Origin of the sequence: Bradyrhizobium sp. Pha-3 (genome assembly GCF_042258325.1) — a bacterium.
In the GTDB taxonomy this organism is placed as follows: Bacteria; Pseudomonadota; Alphaproteobacteria; order Rhizobiales; family Xanthobacteraceae; genus Bradyrhizobium; species Bradyrhizobium elkanii.
In genome coordinates this window covers 4,223,961-4,242,440 of record NZ_CP170151.1, presented here as the reverse complement: position 1 = coordinate 4,242,440, position 18,480 = coordinate 4,223,961, and the positions used below count along the sequence as shown (strand labels likewise).

Genomic DNA, 18,480 nt, shown 5'->3' with positions numbered 1-18,480 from the left:
ACTCGGTTGAACGACGCAGGGCACCCGCGTACAACTGAGCCATGAACATCGTGACTGACGCGAAATCGCAGCTGACGCCCGAGGCCAGTTTGCTGGCGGCCCACCCGACCGCCAGCGGTATCCTCACCATCGACCTCGACGCCATCATCGCCAACTGGCGCAAGCTCGAGAAGACCGCGGTGCCGGCCGAATGCGCCGCCGTGGTCAAGGCCAATGCCTATGGCTGCGGCGCCGAGCAGGTTTCGCGGGCGCTGGCCAAGGCCGGCTGCAAGACCTTCTTCGTCGCCAGCGTCGAGGAGGCCGCCGCGGTGCGCGCGGCCGCTCCCGAGGCGACGGTGTATTCGCTCGGCGGTTTCTTCCAGAACAGCGGCGACGCCTACGCCAGGATCGACTGCAAGCCGGTGATCGGCGATCTCAACGAGCTCGCCGAATGGGACGTGTTCTGCCGCCGCTCCGGCTGGTCCGGCGGCGCCGCCATCCATATCGACACCGGCATGAACCGGCTGGGCCTCACGGTCAGCGAGGCGCAGGGCATCATCCCGCGGATCAATGCCGGCGACCACGGCATCACGCTGGTCATGAGCCACCTCGCCTCCGCCGAATTGCTCAACAATCCCGCCAACGCCAGGCAGCTTGCGAGCTTCCGCGAGATCGCGAGCCTGTTCACCGGCGTGCCGGCCTCGCTGGCGAATTCTTCCGGCGTGTTTCTCGGCGCGCAATTCCAGTTCGAGATGGTGCGGCCGGGCTGCGCGCTCTATGGCGTCAATCCGACGCCGGAGGCCGACAACCCGATGCAGCAGGTGGTCGATCTCAAGGCGCGCATCGTGCAGATCCGCAACATCGACCGCGGCGAGACCGTCGGCTATGGCGGCACCTGGACCGCGCGCCGGCCGACCCGGCTTGCGATCGTCGCCGCCGGCTATGCCGACGGCTATTTCCGCGCCGCCAGCGCCAATGACGGCACCCGCGGCGCCGAGGTCGTGGTCGCCGGCAAGCGCTGCCCGATCGCCGGCCGCGTCTCGATGGACCTGATCGCGGTCGATGTCACCGACCTCGACAAGAATGCCGTGCGGCGCGGCCACATGGTGACGCTGATCGGCGAAGGCATCACGGTCGACGAGGTCGCGCATCATTTCGGCACCATCGGCTACGAGGTGCTGACCAGCCTCGGCCGCCGCTTCGTGCGCATCTACAAGGGCGGCGATGCCGTCGCCGCGAGAAGCGATACGGTCGCCGAGACGAGCGAGCCGGCTGCCACGCCCGCAGCGCCGCCAGCCTTGCCAACAGCAGCGCCCGCTGCGCCGCCGCCATTGCCGGCCGCCGAGCCAACGGCGACGTCCACCTGACATGATCCAGGTCCGCGATTGCCGGTGCGCATGAAGATCGCGACCTTCAACATCAACAACATCAACCGCCGCCTGCCCAACCTGTTGCGCTGGCTCAAGACCGCCAAGCCTGACGTCGTCAGTCTGCAGGAGTTGAAGGCCAGCGACGCCGAATTTCCCGCGGCCGCGATCGAGCAGGCCGGCTACGGCGCGGTGTGGCAGGGACAGAAGACCTGGAACGGCGTCGCCATCCTCGCGCGCAAGGCCGAGCCGGTGCTGATCCGCACCGCCCTGCCCGGCGATGCCGGCGATCACGAAGCGCGCTACATCGAGGCCGCGGTGCGCGGCATCGTCGTCACCAGCCTCTATCTGCCGAACGGCAATCCGCAGCCCGGGCCGAAATTCGATTACAAGCTCGCCTGGTTCAAGCGGCTGCGCGCCCACGCCGCCAAGCTGCTCAAAGAGGACGTCCCGGTGGTGCTCGCCGGCGACTACAATGTCGCGCCGACGCCGTTCGACATCTATCCGACGCGCTCCTGGGACAAGGATGCGCTGATCCAGCCGAAGAGCCGTGCCGCCTTCAAGGCGCTGGTCGATCAGGGCTGGTGTGATGCGATCCGCAGCCTGCATCCGGACGCGCCGATGTTCACCTTCTGGGACTACAAGCGCCAGCGCTGGCCACGCGATGCAGGCCTCCGGCTCGATCATCTCCTGCTCAGCCCCGCAGTGGCGCCGCGGCTTGTGAAAGCCGGCGTCGACCGCGCCATCCGCGGCGAGGATGGCGCCAGCGATCACGCGCCGGCGTGGGTGGTGCTGAGGTGATGCACGGCATCACGCCTTGTGACAATCAGCATGATGGTGGTCGCGACGTGGATCGGATGATGCCGCACACACCGCCGTCGTCCCGGCGCAGGCCGGGACCCATAACCACAGGATTGGCTTGGTAGGGAAAGCTGTGGCCCCAGCGTCGTGCAACAATCACCTTCGGTGGCTATGGGTCCCGGCTCCCGTGCGCAATTGCGCACTAGGCCGGGACGACATCGAGTTTGTTGCGCGAGCTGCGGGGGCTTGCGCGGTCGGCCAACTCAGAGGTATGGGGCGATCACACCTCACCGGAGCGCGCAGGTGGGCTTCCTCTTCGTCCTCATCGTCGGCCTGGTCGCCGGCATCATTTCCGGCATCGTCGGCACCGGCTCGTCGATCATGCTGATGCCGGTGCTGGTCTATCAGTACGGGCCGAAGCAGGCGGTACCGATCATGGCCGTCGCCGCCGTGATGGCCAATCTGTCGCGCATCCTCGCCTGGTGGCGCGAGGTCGACTGGCGTGCCTGCATGGCCTATTCGATCACGGGCATCCCGGCCGCGGCACTCGGCGCGCGCACCCTGCTCGCGCTGCCCTCGCATGCGGTCGATGTCGCGATCGGCGTATTCCTGATCGCGATGGTGCCGGTGCGGCACTGGCTGGCGCGGCACAGGCTGAAGGCCAATCTCTGGCATCTCGCAATCGGCGGCGCGCTCATCGGCTATCTCACCGGCATCGTGGCTTCGACCGGTCCGCTCAGCGTGCCGCTGTTCCTGTTCTACGGCCTCAGCAAGGGCGCGTTCCTCGCCACCGAGGCGGCAAGCTCGCTCGGGCTCTATGTCAGCAAGTCGGTGACGTTCGAGCGCTTCGGCGCGCTGACGCCGGACATCGCGCTGAAGGGCCTGATCGCCGGCGCCTCGCTGATGGCCGGCGCCTTCATCGCCAAGCGCTTCGTGCTGCAGCTGAAGCCGGAGTCATTCCGCCTGATCATGGACGGCATCATGCTGGCGGCGGGCACGGCGTTGCTGTGGTCTGCAATGACGCAGTAAAATTCCGACATCGACTGCGTCAGACCAGGCCTTGGGCAAACGGATTTCACCGTGACGAACACCGACATTCTCCCGATCATGTCGTAATTCTACGGGGCTTTGCGCATCGGGTGGCGTGTACCCCGAAAGAGTTTTGTTGAGCGCTCAGCTTCCGTTGTTATCCGGATTGCCACCATCCGGCCACTGCGTTTATGACAATCTCATTACTTGCACTTGATCGTTTGCGGAAAAGAACTTTGCTCCAGCAGGCATCACAGGGTTGATCGACGACCCGGATGCGAGTCCCGAGAGTTCAGGCGACACGAGTTCAGCGACACATGGCGTGCAGATCGGGCGCACAGCCCGGCGCCTGATGTCGCCGATGTCGGCCTGACGAATTCGAGATCGCAAGTCGAAGCATTGGGAGTCGCGGGTTGTCAAAGCCCACGACAGGCGGGAAAGGCAGGCGCGCGATGCGCAAAATGATGATCACGACTGCGGCGATTATGACGTTCGCGGTCGCCGGCTCGGCGTTATGGCCGACGGCAAAGCCCGATGTCGCGCAGTTCGGAGACAGCGTTTACGAGACGATCTGGGTCTGGCGCATTCCGGCCTACGCCAACAATCCGTCGTGGCGGGTTCGCTGGAGCTGGAGCGATCCGTTGCGCGCGCAGGCGAGATGCTGCCGGGCTCTGCCGACGAGTTTGACGCCGCGCGAGACTCCGCCGCTGCTGCTGTCGCGGCGGGACCTCCGCGTTTGACCGCGCGTACAAACGAGAGCGGTTCCCTTGCGCGAAAGCGCATTTGATTCAAATTCGCGCTGTAGTTGAACTTACTTTTTATCCTTAACCAGAAACCTGATCTTTGATTTACATCTGCAAGATGCGGTTTACCTTGTCTCCGCGAGCACAGCGGATTCAGGGACAACAACAAGATGCGCCAGCCAAGCCTCACCCTGTGGTTGACTGTGTTTCTGGCGGCACAAGGTTTGAGCGTCGCGGCGGACGATACAAAACCGGGACAACCGGGTGCCGTTGCCGCCGCTGACCGCATTGCATGTTCCCTGCAGCCGAAAAGCGACGAGCCGTCCGATCCGTCGTCGACCTCGGCAATTCCCCACGCCGAAAAATTCGTCGCGCGGGAACATTTCAAGGAGGACATCGCCTCGAGCGCGCCGGTCAGGATTTCCTGGTTGGGCGCGACCTTCGCGCAGCGCTTCACGAACAAGATCGAGGACGATAGCGGCGGCGCATCGTTGCAGACCTTCATCCTGAGCGCAGCCTCGAGCGACAAGGAGATCGTCGCCAAACTCGGTCAGATCCACGAGAGCAGGCTGGCCGACGTCTGGTGCGCGTTGAGACGACAGCCCAGCGGCAGCTCCGGCCCGCTGGAGGTCAACGCCAAGCCGAACGTGTTCTACGTCCGCGACAGCGCCGGAGAGCTTGGTGCCGTCGACGTGCTGTGGGGCGGCGTCGGCTGGGAAATCGGCGCAAGCCCGGTCGGCGACAAGCCGCGCTGGCCGAGCGGAACACGGGTGTTCTCGCGCTGAGCCGGCCCCGCCATCGGGCGCTCCGTCTTCGATGGATCGTGCGCGGCGGCCGAACCGTGTTATGCATCGTGCTCGATAGCGCGACTCACCTGCTCCATGGCCAAATCCACCCTCTCCTTTGTCTGCCAGAACTGCGGCGCGGCGTATAATCGCTGGCAGGGCAAATGCGACTCCTGCGGCGAGTGGAACACGCTGGCCGAGGAAGACACCACAGGCTCGGTGCCGGTCTCGATCCGCAGCAAGCGCAAGGGGCGGACGTTTGCGCTGGAATCGCTGTCCGGCAAGACCCAGGACGCGCCGCGGCTGTCCTCCGGCATGGCCGAGCTCGACCGCGTCACCGGCGGCGGCTTCGTCCGCGGCTCGGTGCTTTTGGTCGGCGGCGATCCCGGCATCGGGAAATCGACGCTGCTGACCCAGGCGACCAGCATGATGGCGCGCGCCGGCCACCGCGCGGTCTATATCTCCGGCGAAGAGGCGGTCGCCCAGGTGCGGCTGCGCGCCGAACGGCTCGGGCTCGCGGACGCGCCGGTGCAGCTGGCTTCGGAAACGTCGGTCGAGGACATCGTCGCGACGCTGTCGGAAGGCGCGGTGCCGCGCCTGATCGTGATCGATTCGATCCAGACCATGTGGACCGACACGGTGGAATCCGCGCCCGGCACGGTGACCCAGGTCCGCGCCTCGGCGCAGGCGCTGATCAGATTTGCCAAGAAGACGGGTGCCGCGATCATCCTGGTCGGCCATGTGACAAAGGACGGCCAAATCGCCGGCCCCCGCGTGGTCGAGCACATGGTCGACGCGGTGCTGTCGTTCGAGGGCGAAGGCTCGCAGCAGTTCCGCATCCTGCGCTCGGTGAAGAACCGTTTTGGCGCGACCGACGAGATCGGCGTGTTCGAGATGACCGGGCTCGGCCTGCGCGAGGTCACCAACCCCTCCGAATTGTTCCTCTCCGAACGCGAGCTCGGCAGCCCCGGCACGGCGGTATTCGCTGGCATCGAGGGCACCCGTCCGGTGCTGGTCGAATTGCAGGCGCTGGTGGCGCCGACCTCGCTTGGCACCCCGCGCCGTGCCGTGGTCGGCTGGGATCCGAGCCGGCTGTCGATGGTGCTCGCGGTGCTGGAAGCGCATTGCGGCGTCAAATTGTCCGGACATGACGTCTATCTCAATGTCGCCGGCGGCCTGCGCATCCAGGAGCCGGCCGCAGACCTTGCCGCGGCGGCCGCGCTGGTCTCCTCGCTGGTGAATGCGCCGCTGCCGACGGACGCGGTCTATTTCGGCGAGATTTCGCTATCGGGCGCGATCCGCCCGGTGGCGCAGACCCCGGCCCGGCTCAAGGAGGCCCTCAAGCTCGGCTTCGCCCGCGCCATCCTGCCCGAATCGGCCCGCGGCGAGAGCGGCGGCGATTCAGGGCTCACCCTCAACAGCGTCGGCAATCTCACCACGCTGGTCGCAGAAATTGCGGCACGCGGTACGCCAAGAGGCGACCGGGGAACGCCGCGAGGCGACCGGCGCGACCCGGGCGGCTCCGGAGGCCCTGATGCGGCTGAGAAAAATGCCACACCGGCCCGATTCCGTCGCGAGACCAGCTAAAGCGGGCGTGACGTATCAGCCCCCCGCCGCTATACATCCGCCGCGCGGGACAGGTGGCGCTCTGGCCTTGCCGGATGCCCCCAATGCGCCTCAGTTAGGACGGCACCGACTTTGCCGATTCGCGAGAACCCTTAGCAGCGTAAGCCCTTAACAAGGTAAGCCCTTAACAGCGTACCGAAACGTACCCAGCGGACCTGACCAGCCGATGCCCATAACGATACTTGATCTCGTCCTGCTCGGCGTGATGCTGATTTCGGGCCTGCTCGCGATGGTGCGCGGCTTCATGCGCGAGATCCTGTCGATCGCGGCCTGGGGCGCCGCCGCGCTGGTCACGCTGTATGCGTTCTCGAAGCTTCTGCCGACCGCCAAGACCTACTTCAACAACGACACGGTCGCGGCCGTGGTCGTGGTGGCCGGCGTCTTCATCGGCACGCTGATCGTGGTCTCGATCGTCACGGTGCGGATCTCGGACATGATCCTGGATTCCCGGATCGGCGCACTCGACCGCACCCTCGGCTTCCTGTTCGGGCTCGCCCGCGGCCTTTTGATCGTGGTCGTGGCGTTCATGTTCTTCACTTGGCTGGTTCCGGACAAGCAGCGGCCCGATTGGGTGACCGGGGCGAAGTCCCGGGTGGTGCTGCAGGGAACCGGGGATTGGCTGATGTCACTCTTGCCTGACGACCCCGAGAACACCATCTTAAAGAAGTTCAAGAAGAATAAGCCAGACGACGATTCTGCGGCCGATACCAATGATCAGGCGACGCCGGCGTCGGGTGATGGCTATAGCAAACCTGCGCGTGACAGCTTGAAGAAGCTGATCGAGAAACCCGCGGGCCGATAAACTATTTGGGCCCTTACGAGAGGCGATGAACGAGATGCAGACCCCTTCGGATCATACCGACCAAATGGATCTCGACCTCGGCCCGATCGAACTGCAAGACCCTCTCAGATATCACCCGGATCTTGATGGCGACACGCTCCGCGAGGAATGCGGCGTGTTCGGCATCTTCGGCCATCCCGAGGCCGCCGCGATCACCGCACTCGGCCTGCACGCCCTGCAGCACCGCGGCCAGGAAGCTGCCGGCATCGTCTCCTTCGACGGCAGCCGCTTCCACAGTGAACGCCGCCTCGGTCTGGTCGGCGACGCCTTCTCCCGCCGCGAGGTGATCGAGCGCCTGCCCGGCAACGCCGCGGTCGGCCATGTCCGCTACTCCACCACCGGCGGCACCATCCTGCGCAACGTGCAGCCGCTGTTCGCCGAGCTCAGCGCCGGCGGCTTTGCGGTCGGCCACAACGGCAACCTCACCAATGGCCTGACCCTGCGCCGCGAGCTGGTCAAGGGCGGCGCCATGATGCAGTCGACCACCGACACCGAGGTGATCCTGCATCTCGTGGCACAGTCCAAGCGCACCCGCTTCATCGACCGCTTCATCGAGGCGCTGCGCACCATCGAGGGCGCCTATGCGCTGGTCGCGCTGACCAACAAGAAGCTGGTCGGCGCGCGCGATCCGCTCGGCATCCGCCCGCTGGTGCTCGGCGACCTCGACGGCCGTCCGATCCTGACCTCGGAGACCTGTGCGCTCGACATGATCGGCGCGAAATACGTCCGCGACATCGAGCCCGGCGAGATCATCGTGTTCGACGAGACCGGCGCGCACAGCCACAAGCCGTTCCCGCCGAAGCCGGCCCGGCCCTGCATCTTCGAATACATCTATTTCGCCCGGCCCGACTCGATCGTCGGCGGCCGCTCGGTCTACGACGTGCGCAAGGCATTCGGCGCCCAGCTCGCGCGCGAGAGCCATCCCGAGGTCGACGTCGTGGTGCCGGTGCCGGATTCCGGCGTGCCCGCCGCGGTCGGCTACAGCCAGTATTCCGGCGTGCCGTTCGAGCTCGGCATCATCCGCAACCACTATGTCGGCCGCACCTTCATCCAGCCGACCCAGAGCGTGCGCGAGCTCGGCGTGCGCATGAAACATTCGGCCAACCGCGCCGCGATCGAGGGCAAGCGCATCATCCTGATCGACGACAGCCTCGTGCGCGGCACCACCTCGAAGAAGATCGTGCGCATGATGCGCGACGCCGGCGCACGCGAGGTGCATTTCCGCCTCGCCTCGCCGCCCATCCTCTATCCCGACTATTACGGCATCGACCTGCCGGACCGCGGCGGCCTGCTCGCCGCGACCCATTCGCTCGAGGAGATGCGCGACATCATCGGCGCCGACTCGCTCGCCTTCCTGTCGATCGACGGCATGTACCGCGCGATGGGCCATGAGGGGCGCGACCCGGCAAATCCGAGATTCGCCGACCATTGCTTCACCGGCGCCTACCCGACCCACCTCACCGACCAGAGCGAAACCGAGGCGCCGCCGCGCCAGCTCTCGCTGCTGGCGGAGGCGAGCTGACGGCCCATCCACGGTGTCGTCCCTGCCTAGGGCGCGATTGCGCTCCGGAGCAGGGACCCATTACCACCGGCCTGCGTGGCTGGTGCAGCGTTAGACACGAGCACTATCTTCCATTATCGCCGTCACGGCGTATGGGTCCCTGCTTTCGCAGGGACGACGATTTGTTAGAGTCCCTTCCATGACAAAACCCCTCGCCTCCCGGATTGCCCTCGTGACCGGCGCCTCGCGCGGCATCGGCTATGCGACCGCGGTCGCACTGGCCAAGGCCGGCGCGCATGTCGTAGCGGTGGCGCGCACGCAGGGCGGGCTGGAAGAGCTCGACGACGAGATCCGCAAGGCCGGCGGCAGCGCCACCCTGGTGCCGCTGTCGCTCACCGATTACGACGGCATCGCGCGGCTCGGGCTCGCGCTGCATCAGCGCCACGGCAAGCTCGACATCCTGGTCGGCAATGCCGGCACCGCGGGTCCCTCCTCGCCGCTCGGCCATATTGAGCTGAAGCCGTGGAACGACGTGTTCGCGATCAACGTCAACGCCAATTTCCAGCTGATCCGCTGCATGGACCCGCTGCTGCGCCAGTCCGACGCCGGCCGCGCCGTGTTCGTGACGTCGGGCGTGGCCCACAAGGCCAACGCCTATCTCGGCCCCTATGCGGCCTCGAAGGCCGCGCTGGAGGCACTGGTGCGCTCCTGGGCCAACGAGACCGCCAACACGGCGCTGCGCGTCAACCTGTTCAGCCCCGGCCCGATCCGCACCCGGATGCGCGCGCAGGTGTTTCCCGGCGAAGACCCGATGACGCTGGATACGCCCGATATGGCCGCCGAATTCATCGTGCCGATGTGTTCGCCTGATTGGATCGAGACCGGCAAGCTCTACGACTACAAGGCGCGCACGCTGCGGACCTTCCAGCCGCCGGCGTGAGGAGTTGCAGGCGGGCCGCGCCTTCGATTGTCATCCCCGCGAATGCGGGGATCCAGCATTCCAGAGGCGATTGCGTTTGAATCGAGACGCCGCGGCGTACTGGATCGCCCGGTCGAGCCGGGCGATGACACCGTTTGTGGCGCGTCGGCTTGCCTTTCCCTTGCGATTGACTCCTTCTCTTCCCCACGATTGACTGCGCTCCCCAGCGGGACCACCGCCAAGAAAAATCTCGGGAGGCAACCAATGACGCCGACGATCAATCGTGCGCGCTCCATTCTGTCCGGATTGTTTCTCTCCGCCTGCATCGCATCATCCGCCCTTCTCGCTCTGCACGCGCCCGCCAGGGCCGGCGATGTCCCGACCTTCGCGGTCGATGCGTCCTGGCCAAAGCCGCTGCCGAACAACTGGATCCTCGGCCAGGTCGGCGGCATCACGGTGGATTGGCAGGGCCATATCTGGATGATCCACCGGCCGCGCTCGCTGACCGACGACGAGAAGGGCGCGAGCCTCAATCCGCCGCGCTCGAAATGCTGCGTCTCGGCGCCGCCGGTGCTCGAATTCGACGCTGACGGCAATCTGCTGCGCGCCTGGGGTGGCCCGGGTGACGGCTATGAGTGGGTTGGCCGCGAGCACGGCATCGAGGTCGACGAGCGCGGCTTCGTCTGGATCGGCGGCAACGCCGACAATGACAATGCGATCCTCAAATTCACCCTCGACGGCAAGTTCGTCGCGCAGATCGGCTCGATCGCGCCGGGCAAGGGCAGCAACGACACCACCCAGCTCGGCAAGCCCGCAGAGACCGCGATCGACAAGGAGGCCAACGAGATCTACGTCGCCGACGGTTACGGCAACCGGCGCGTCATCGTGTTCGATGCCACCACCGGCGCCTACAAGCGGCACTGGGGCGCCTATGGCAACAAGCCCGATGACGCCAAGCAGCCGCCCTACGATCCGAAGGCGCAGGTCGCGCAGCAGTTCGGCAATCCCGTGCACTGCGTGAAGATCGCCAATGACGGACTGGTCTATGTCTGCGACCGCATCAACAACCGCATCCAGGTGTTCAGGAAGGACGGCAGCTTCGTGAAGGAGTTCTTCTTCGAGAAGAGCACGCTCGGCAACGGCGCGGTGTGGGACATCGCGCTCTGGCCCGACCCCAAGCAAACCTACCTGCTCTCCGCCGACGGCGAGAACAACGAGATCCGCATCATCAGGCGTGACGACGGCGCGGTGGTCGGCAGCTTCGGCCGCAACGGCCGCAACGCCGGGCAATTCCACTGGGTGCACGCGCTCGCGGTCGACGCCAAGGGCAACGTCTATACCGCCGAGGTCGACACCGGAAAGCGGATCCAGAAATTCAAGCTGACCTCCGAGGCGCTCAAGTAAGGGTTTCACGGGATGACGCTTCGACGCAGGCCCACCCGGCTTTAGGCGGATTGCCGCCTCCCCCGGGAAAGGGTAAGCGGGAACTTGAGCGAACGGCAAAAAGGCTCCGCAAGAGGGCTGCCCGGGCTTTAGACAGTGGAGGGAATTTCATGACAACGACGTTTGCGCGGCGCTGCGCCGCGCTTCTTGCTTGCGCTGCACTCGGCTTCTCAACCTCTGCGTTCGCGCAGGACAAGACCGTCAAGATCGGCGTGCTGAACGATATGTCGAGCCTCTATGCCGACATCGGCGGACCGAACTCGGTGGTTGCGATCAAGATGGCCGTCGAGGATTCCGGCCTGCTCAAGAAGGGCTGGAAGATCGACGTCCTCAGTGGCGACCACCAGAACAAGCCCGACGTCGGCGTCAACATCGCACGGCAGTGGGTCGACAACGAGAAGGTCGATGCGATCGCCGACACGCCGAACTCCGGCGTGGCGCTTGCGGTCAACAATCTCGTCAAGGAGAAGAACATCGTCCTCTTGAATTCGGGCGCGGCGACCGCGGACCTCACCGGCAAGGCCTGCACGCCGAACACGATTTCATATACCTACGACACCTATATGCTGGCCAACGGCACCGGCAAGGCACTGACGAAGGCCGGCGGCGACACCTGGTTCTTCCTGACGGCCGACTATGCATTCGGCCACGCGCTTGAGCGCGACACCACCGCGGTCGTCAACGGCAATGGCGGCAAGGTGCTCGGAAGCGTCAAGCATCCGATCAACACCGCCGATTTCTCGTCGTTCCTGCTGCAGGCACAATCGTCCAAGGCCAAGGTGGTCGGCCTCGCCAATGCCGGCGGCGACACCACCAACGCGATCAAGCAGGCGGCCGAATTCGGCATCGTTTCCGGCGGCCAAAAACTTGCCGCGCTGCTGCTGTTCATCAACGACGTGCATTCGCTCGGGTTGAAGACCGCGCAAGGCCTGATGTTCACGGAATCCTTCTACTGGGACATGAACGACCAGACCCGCGCCTGGTCGAAGCGGTTCTCCGCTTTAGCCAACAAAAACGCGATGCCGTCGATGACCCAGGCCGGCAACTACGCGATGGTGCTGCATTATCTCAAGGCGATGGAAGCGCTCGGCGGCAATCCGCATGACGGCGCCAAGGTCGTCGCCAAGATGAAGGAATTGCCGACCGACGATCCGCTGTTCGGCAAGGGCCCGCTGCGCGCCGACGGCCGGCGCCTGATTCCGGCCTATCTGTTCGAGGTGAAGAAGCCCGAAGAGTCCAAATACCCCTGGGACTATTACAAGCTGATCGCCACCATCGCGCCGGAAGACGCCGCGAAGCCGCTTGAGGCCAGCGACTGTCCGCTGGTCAAGAAGTAAACGAAGTCCGTAGGGTGGGTTTGGCGAAGCGCAACCCACCCTACATTCATCACTTCGCGGCGGACTTCCGCGCCGGCGGCGGCAACGATGCCCATTCCCTGTCGGCGCGCGGGCCGCCGACATCGCCGGTCAGGCCGACGAGCTGACCCGGCTGCACGTCCAGCGTCTGCGTCCAGGTCTGGGTCTGGCACAGCAGCTTGAGCAGACATCCCTTGAGTTTCAGCCGGTCGGACCTGTCGCGCCACAGCGAGACCGCATAGGACTTGCCGTCCTCGGCGTTGTAGATGTCGCCGTCGAACTTGCCCTCCGGCGTCAGCTTCAATCCGAGGATCAGCTGATGGCCGAGCAGCGCACGCGTCCGCTTGTCGGGGTCGGGATTGAAGCTGTCGCGGAACGGCTGGCCGTGTGAATCAAACGGATCCTTCATCCACACGATGAAGCCGCAGATGCGGTCACGCGCGGTGCCGCAGCGCTCGAGGCGGATGCGTGCGCGGCCGTCTTCGGTCAGCCAGGTGCCGCTGGGATCGGCAGGCGCGATCGTCTCGGCGCGGCCGGTCGAGCTCATCAGCAAGGCAGCGACGAGGCTGCGCAGAAACATGCGAACCAGAAAGTTCATGGTAAAGGACCTTTCAGCGTCTGGATGGTTTTTCGGACGCGCGCGGCGCGCCTCACTTCAATTGCGCCATGAATGCATCGGCGCCCTTATCGATGCCGGCGGTGGCGGCGGCGAGATCGCCGACGCTGGCCTTGATGTCGTAGGCGTTGGGATATTGCTTGCTGACATAGGCGCCGAGCAGGCGCGAGGTCGAGCTGTCGAACATCTCGACGGCATAGATGACGGAGCCCGTCATCGTGCCCTCGCCGTCGCGCGCGGCCTGCACGCCGTTGTAGACCGCGCCTGCCAGATCGAACCGCGACAGCGTGCCGAGCACCGGCATGTTGGCGACCGCGCCGGTCAGCGTCAGCCGCAGGCGGAACGTGTTCGGCCCGCGCGTGTTCACCAGCGTGAAGCGGCCGCGCAGCTTGCCGGCGAAGCGGGTCTGCATGTAGGCGGCGAGCGTCTGCTTGTCCTTCTCGGACATGTCGCCGAACTGATGATCCGCGCCGCGATAGATCACGACCGGATCGATCATCACCTTGTTGTAGCTCCGCCAGTCGACCGGCGGCGCATAGCGATACGGCACACGCCCTGAAGTATCGGACGTGTCCGGCGTCATGTAGGCCGACGAGGCCACATCCGAATAGGCCACCGGCGTGACGGCGGCACATCCTCCGGCGAGGACGCAAAGCGCCATCGCTCCCAGACCGCGCGCGGCGATCGAGCTCTCCATTCCAATCTCCTCATCCGACCCTGAAGCGGAAGAGCAGCTCGGCCGCAGCCGCGTCCGGGGCTGAAAGTACGGCTGCGGCCGTCACTGCCGACCCGGCTCGCCGTCGCGGCGCCGCCAGATCTTGCCTCAGTGCGACAAACTATAAAACCGACCAGTTGGTTTGTAAAGTTGCAATTGCAGGAACCGCGTCGGAAAAATGCGGCGATCGAAATGTCGTGCTGGCTGGCGAGGCCGCTTCGCGAGGGGCGGCCGCGCGTTGTCACAAACCTGCGATATCTCGTGTGGTACGGCAGAAATCGCCGGGGGATTTCAGGGGCCCGGTGCCGATCCAACGCCGCCAAGCGATCCATATTCCGCTTGGGCGGCGTTGCGCTTTCGAAAGCGCCGGTACTTCAGCCGCGCTTGCGCGCCGATGCCGGCTTTGTGGCAGGTGCGCCGGCAGGCCGCGGCGATGCCGCGCGTGCCGCCGTCGCCCTGGACGGCTTTGTTGCCTCGGTCGCCCCCTGCTCCATCGCGGTCCACTTGCTGTCGTCGAGCAAGCGCTCGAACAGGCGATCGCGCTCGGCGTCCGACAGCGACGACAGGCCGAACAACGAGCTCAGCAGCAGACCCCGCGCCGCCGCCCAGCGCAGCAGCGCGAGATCGGGATCCCTCGCCTCGGCCTTCATCAGCGCGACCTTCTTGATGTCGACATCGCGCGGCATCGCCATCAATTCGGGATTCTCGTTCATCGCCGCCAGCAGTGCGAACGCCCCTGCCCGCGGCGTTGAGATCGCCTCCCGCAGCGTCGCGATCTGCGCCGACAGTTCGGGCTGGTCCGTTGTCCCGCGTACCTTTTCGATGTAGCGGTTCGAGAATTCCTCGAAATGCGCCATCTGCTGCTCGAGCAAGGCGCGCAGCACCGCTTCCTTGGTGCGGAACTGATGCATCACGCCGCCCTTGCTGAGACCGCTCTCGCGCGCAATCGCGTCCAGCGTCAGGCGCCCCGGACCATCGCGCGTCACGATGGTGATCGCGGCGTCAAGTGCGGCGTTGCGGGAGCGTTCCGAGCGGGAAGGATTATCCATGGTGTACTCAGGAAGGAGTCGCTTGAGATCACAGTATCTCAGCGGCTTCGGTCAATCTCAAGCGCCGCATCTGATCTGCGAGAACAGCGCGAACGGCGTCCGCGAAATGGCGGTGCCGGCCTCGAAAGACGCATCAATTTCAGGAATCGGTCATCGAGCCATCCGATCGCTCACGCGCACAAGCGAACCTTCTGCAGCAGGCCATGAAGGAAACCGTGGGCCATTCGGCCGACGACCCTTTCCCCTCGACCGCGCGCGCGGGCGATGGACTGCGCGTCGGCATAACTTGCCGCGACGATCGTCCCGTGCCTGCCGCCATCGAGTTTCAGGTCGGTCAGGTAGACAAGGCCGCGCGATGTCAGCAGCGCCGCCTGCGCGTCGCTGAAGCGGGTCAATTCATCGCAGATATCAACGGCCTCGTCGGTCACCATGCTGCTCCTGGCAGAGCGCCCCGGAGCAAGGCGCGCGTCTTCAACCGGCATCAGCTTTATACAAACCAACCGGATGGTTTGTAAATAGGCAAAATGACGCAATCCTCCCGATGTAGCCGGTCCGGACGCATGTCGGATCGGCGCGCTCGCATTCGTCCTCGAAGCATCAGCCAGCACTCGGAGCACGCGAGCGATGACACAGCAGAAACAGAAAGCGGAAACCGAAATCAGGGCGCTCATCGACGCCTGGACGGACGCCGTCCGCCGACGCGACTATCCAGGCATCTTCGCGCATCACGATCAGGACATCGTGATGTTCGACGTTCCGCCGCCGTTGCAGTCACGCGGATTGGACGCGTACAGCAAGACGTGGGACTTGTTCTTCAGGTATCACCGCCCCTCCTACGCCTTCGATATCGAGGAGATCACGATCACCGCCGGCGACGATGTGGCCTTCGCGTTCGCGGTGATGCGGTGCGGCCCACCTGATGCCACGTTCCAGTTCAGGCTGACGATCGGATTGCGCAAGGTCGACGGCGAGTGGCGCGTCATGCACGAACACCATTCGGTGCCGGCGAGGGAATAGAGCGTCTCGTGGTGGATCCGTCGGCGGCTTTGCCCGCCCTACGCTCTCTTCGCCGCCGTCGCGCGCCAGGCGATGGCGAGCGCGAGCAGCAGCAGGGCGCCGGCCAGATAGAACGGGGCTCCGGGCAGCTTCACCGGCACGTTGTCGCCGATAAAATACGCGAAGGTCAGCGTGAACAGGAACGGGCCGATCAATTCCGACATGCTCTGCACGCTTGATGTCGCGCCCTGCAGCTGGCCCTGCTGGTCGGCGGCGACGAGCTGCGTCGTCAGCGCCTGCGTTGCAGCGCCCGAGAGGCCCCACAGCGCCATCACGGGAATGCCGATCCAGAACAGCTGGCCGGTCGGCGCGGCGCCGAAGATCACGAAGCCCAGGGCGCCGCAGACGAGGCCGAGGAACAGCGCGTTGCGCTCGCCGATGCGCTGCACGATCGGGCCGATCGCCGCGCCCTGCACGATCATGCCGCAGAGGCCGACCAGCGCCAGCGTCGCACCGACGGTGCCGGTGTCCCAGCCATAGCGATAGGTGGCGTAGAGCACGAACACCGAGGGCAGCACGACATGCGCGAGCTGGCCGAAGAACGTCGCCAGCGACAGGCCGGCGAGCGTCCGGTTCGAGCGCAGGAAATGCAGCGCGCCGATCGGATTGGCGCTCTTCCATTTGAACGGCGCGCGCCGCGCCACGGGCAGCGACTCCGGCAGAATGAACAGGCCATAGAGCCCGTTGACGAAGCTCAACCCGCCGCCGCCCAGAACGGCAGCCGCGGATCGATCTCGCCGAGCAGGCCGCCCAGAGCCGGTCCGAGGATGAAGCCGGCGCCGAAGGCAACGCCGATCTTGCCGAACATCGCGGCGCGCTGCTCCGGCACGGTGACGTCGGCGATATAGGCGAACACGGTCGAGATGCTCGACGAGGTGATGCCCGAGATCGCCCGCCCGGTGAACAGCCAGATCAGGTTCGGCGCCAGCGCCATCAGCACATAGTCGGCGGCGAGGCCGAAATTCGACAGCAGCACCACCGGCCGGCGGCCGAAGCGATCGGACAGTGCGCCGAGGATCGGCGAGCAGACGAACTGCATCAAGGCCCAGATCGAGCCGAACACGCCGAAGATGCGCGCCGCGTTTGCGGTGTCGTTGTCGACGAACCCTTCGATCAGCTTCGGCAGGATCGGGATGATGATCCCGAGCGCGAGCATGTCGAGCAGCAGGGTGATGAAGATGAAGATCACCGCGCCGCTGCGCGGCTGCGCTACAGCAACCGTGTCACTCTCCGCCCCTTCGCTCACGACGGCCGTTTGCGCTTGTGGGCGAACGGATTGGCCTTCTCGCGCAGTGTGATTCTAACAGGCGTGCCCGGCAGGTCGAAGGTCTCGCGCAGCGAGTTGATGAGGTAACGCAGATAGGATCGCGGGATCGCGTCGGCGCGCGAGCAGAACAGCACGAAGCTCGGCGGGCGTGCCTTCACTTGCGTGATGTAGTTCAGCTTCAGCCTGCGGCCCGAGACCGCCGGCGGCGGGTTGGCCTGGATCGCCTGTTCGAACCAGCGATTGAGCGCCGAGGTCGGCAAGCGCCGGTTCCAGACCGCGTAGGCTTCCTGGATCGCCGTCATCAGGCGGTCGATGCCCTCGCCCATCAGGCCGGAGACGGCGACGATCGGCGCGCCCTTGACCTGCGGCAGCCAGTGGTCGGCATCGGTGCGCAGTTGCGAGATCTGGTTGGGCTTGCGCTCGACGAGGTCCCATTTGTTGACCGCGAGCACGATGGCGCGGCCTTCGCGCTCGATCAGGTCGGCGATGCGCAGGTCCTGCTCCTCGAACTTGTTCTGCGCGTCCATCATCATCACGACGACTTCGGCAAAGCGCACCGCGCGCAACGCGTCGGCGACCGAGAGCTTCTCCAGTTTCTCCTCGATCCGCGAGCGGCGGCGCAGGCCGGCGGTGTCGAACACCCGGAACTGGCGGCCCTGCCACGTGATCTCGACCGCGATGGAATCGCGCGTGGTGCCGGCCTCGGGACTGGTCAGCAGCCGCTCCTCGCCGAGCAGATGGTTGATCAGCGTCGACTTGCCGGCGTTGGGGCGGCCGACGATGGCGACGCGGATCGGGCGCTGCGCGGCCTCCTCCTCCGAGATGTCCTCGTCATCCTCGAGCTCGTCGTCGTCCTCCGGTGTCTCCGGCACCAGCGCGCTCAGCGCCTCGTGGAGGTCGCCCATGCCCTCGCCATGCTCGGCCGAGATCTGGACGGGATCGCCGAGCCCGAGCGCGTAGGATTCCATCGCGCCGATCTCGCCATGCTTGCCCTCGGCCTTGTTGGCGACCAGCACCACCGGCTTGTTGGCCTTTCGCGCGAAGTCGGCGAAGGCACGGTCGGTCGGCGTCAGGCCGACGCGGGCGTCGATCACGAACATCAGGGCGTCGGCGAGCTCGATCGCGGTTTCGGTCTGCTCCTGCATACGCGCCGTCAGCGAACCCTTGGCGCCTTCGTCCAGACCTGCGGTATCGATGATGGTGAAGTCGAGATCGTAGAGCCGTGCCTGGCCCTCGCGGCGATCACGCGTCACGCCGGGCTCGTCGTCGACCAGCGCGAGCTTCTGGCCGACCAGCCGGTTGAACAGCGTCGACTTTCCGACATTGGGCCGGCCGATAATGGCGATGGTAAAAGACATGGATCATCCAGGCGCCGCGGCGCGGCGCGC

At 65.6% G+C, this 18,480-nt stretch carries 17 protein-coding genes and 1 pseudogene; 12 read left to right on the top strand and 6 right to left on the bottom strand.

Annotated features, from left to right (window positions below; genetic code table 11):
* The first annotated feature begins 41 nt into the window (after window positions 1-41).
* From alr to ACE10X_RS19580, 11 genes are all read left to right on the top strand, one after another.
* A complete protein-coding gene (gene alr, locus ACE10X_RS19630; RefSeq protein ID WP_038383688.1) occupies window positions 42-1,346 on the top strand; it encodes an alanine racemase in 1,305 nt (434 codons plus the stop codon).
* A 30-nt stretch (window positions 1,347-1,376) separates the two neighbouring features.
* Entirely contained in the window at window positions 1,377-2,147 is a 771-nt protein-coding gene (locus ACE10X_RS19625) for an exodeoxyribonuclease III (protein ID WP_038383687.1), read from the top strand.
* Window positions 2,148-2,450: 303 nt separating this feature from the next.
* On the top strand, window positions 2,451-3,176 hold the full coding sequence (locus ACE10X_RS19620; RefSeq protein WP_038383686.1) for a sulfite exporter TauE/SafE family protein: 726 nt from the start codon (window positions 2,451-2,453) through the stop codon (window positions 3,174-3,176).
* Between the two features lie 461 nt (window positions 3,177-3,637).
* Entirely contained in the window at window positions 3,638-3,916 is a 279-nt protein-coding gene (locus ACE10X_RS19615; protein WP_375764464.1) for a hypothetical protein, read from the top strand.
* A 173-nt stretch (window positions 3,917-4,089) separates the two neighbouring features.
* Window positions 4,090-4,704 (top strand): hypothetical protein, encoded by a 615-nt coding sequence (locus ACE10X_RS19610; protein ID WP_375764463.1) that lies wholly within the window; start codon window positions 4,090-4,092, stop codon window positions 4,702-4,704.
* A gap of 96 nt (window positions 4,705-4,800) precedes the next feature.
* Window positions 4,801-6,291 carry a DNA repair protein RadA gene (gene radA / locus ACE10X_RS19605; RefSeq protein ID WP_018271275.1) on the top strand — a complete coding sequence of 497 codons (1,491 nt, stop codon included), beginning with the start codon at window positions 4,801-4,803 and terminating at the stop codon, window positions 6,289-6,291.
* Window positions 6,292-6,496: 205 nt separating this feature from the next.
* Window positions 6,497-7,132, top strand: a complete 636-nt coding sequence (locus ACE10X_RS19600) for a CvpA family protein (protein WP_026192677.1) — start codon at window positions 6,497-6,499, stop codon at window positions 7,130-7,132.
* A gap of 34 nt (window positions 7,133-7,166) precedes the next feature.
* Window positions 7,167-8,693 carry an amidophosphoribosyltransferase gene (gene purF, locus ACE10X_RS19595; protein WP_028344783.1) on the top strand — a complete coding sequence of 509 codons (1,527 nt, stop codon included), beginning with the start codon at window positions 7,167-7,169 and terminating at the stop codon, window positions 8,691-8,693.
* Between the two features lie 178 nt (window positions 8,694-8,871).
* On the top strand, window positions 8,872-9,612 hold the full coding sequence (locus ACE10X_RS19590) for an SDR family NAD(P)-dependent oxidoreductase (protein ID WP_038383683.1): 741 nt from the start codon (window positions 8,872-8,874) through the stop codon (window positions 9,610-9,612).
* Between the two features lie 243 nt (window positions 9,613-9,855).
* A complete protein-coding gene (locus ACE10X_RS19585; RefSeq protein WP_038383682.1) occupies window positions 9,856-10,995 on the top strand; it encodes a hypothetical protein in 1,140 nt (379 codons plus the stop codon).
* A gap of 149 nt (window positions 10,996-11,144) precedes the next feature.
* Window positions 11,145-12,371 carry an ABC transporter substrate-binding protein gene (locus ACE10X_RS19580; RefSeq protein ID WP_038383681.1) on the top strand — a complete coding sequence of 409 codons (1,227 nt, stop codon included), beginning with the start codon at window positions 11,145-11,147 and terminating at the stop codon, window positions 12,369-12,371.
* Window positions 12,372-12,420: 49 nt separating this feature from the next.
* Here ACE10X_RS19580 and ACE10X_RS19575 read toward each other — a convergent pair whose 3' ends face one another.
* The 4 genes from ACE10X_RS19575 to ACE10X_RS19560 form a co-directional block, all read right to left on the bottom strand.
* Window positions 12,421-12,987, bottom strand: coding sequence for a DUF2147 domain-containing protein (locus tag ACE10X_RS19575; protein WP_038383680.1), 567 nt, complete (start codon window positions 12,985-12,987; stop codon window positions 12,421-12,423).
* Between the two features lie 52 nt (window positions 12,988-13,039).
* Complete coding sequence (locus ACE10X_RS19570; protein ID WP_038383679.1) at window positions 13,040-13,702, bottom strand: DUF3313 domain-containing protein; 663 nt, start codon at window positions 13,700-13,702, stop codon at window positions 13,040-13,042.
* Window positions 13,703-14,094: 392 nt separating this feature from the next.
* Window positions 14,095-14,769 (bottom strand): TetR/AcrR family transcriptional regulator, encoded by a 675-nt coding sequence (locus ACE10X_RS19565; RefSeq protein WP_038383678.1) that lies wholly within the window; start codon window positions 14,767-14,769, stop codon window positions 14,095-14,097.
* 170 nt (window positions 14,770-14,939) lie between these two features.
* Window positions 14,940-15,200: a hypothetical protein gene (locus ACE10X_RS19560; RefSeq protein ID WP_038383677.1), complete on the bottom strand. Its 261-nt coding sequence runs from the start codon at window positions 15,198-15,200 to the stop codon at window positions 14,940-14,942.
* 193 nt (window positions 15,201-15,393) lie between these two features.
* Here ACE10X_RS19560 and ACE10X_RS19555 point away from each other — a divergent pair, with 193 nt between their 5' ends.
* A complete protein-coding gene (locus ACE10X_RS19555) occupies window positions 15,394-15,786 on the top strand; it encodes a nuclear transport factor 2 family protein (protein WP_038383676.1) in 393 nt (130 codons plus the stop codon).
* A 38-nt stretch (window positions 15,787-15,824) separates the two neighbouring features.
* On the opposite strand, the pseudogene ACE10X_RS19550 reads toward ACE10X_RS19555, so the two are convergent.
* Window positions 15,825-16,981 (bottom strand): annotated as a pseudogene (locus ACE10X_RS19550) (MFS transporter).
* 86 nt (window positions 16,982-17,067) lie between these two features.
* Window positions 17,068-18,450, bottom strand: coding sequence for a ribosome biogenesis GTPase Der (gene der / locus ACE10X_RS19545; RefSeq protein ID WP_038383674.1), 1,383 nt, complete (start codon window positions 18,448-18,450; stop codon window positions 17,068-17,070).
* Between the last annotated feature and the right edge of the window lie 30 nt (window positions 18,451-18,480).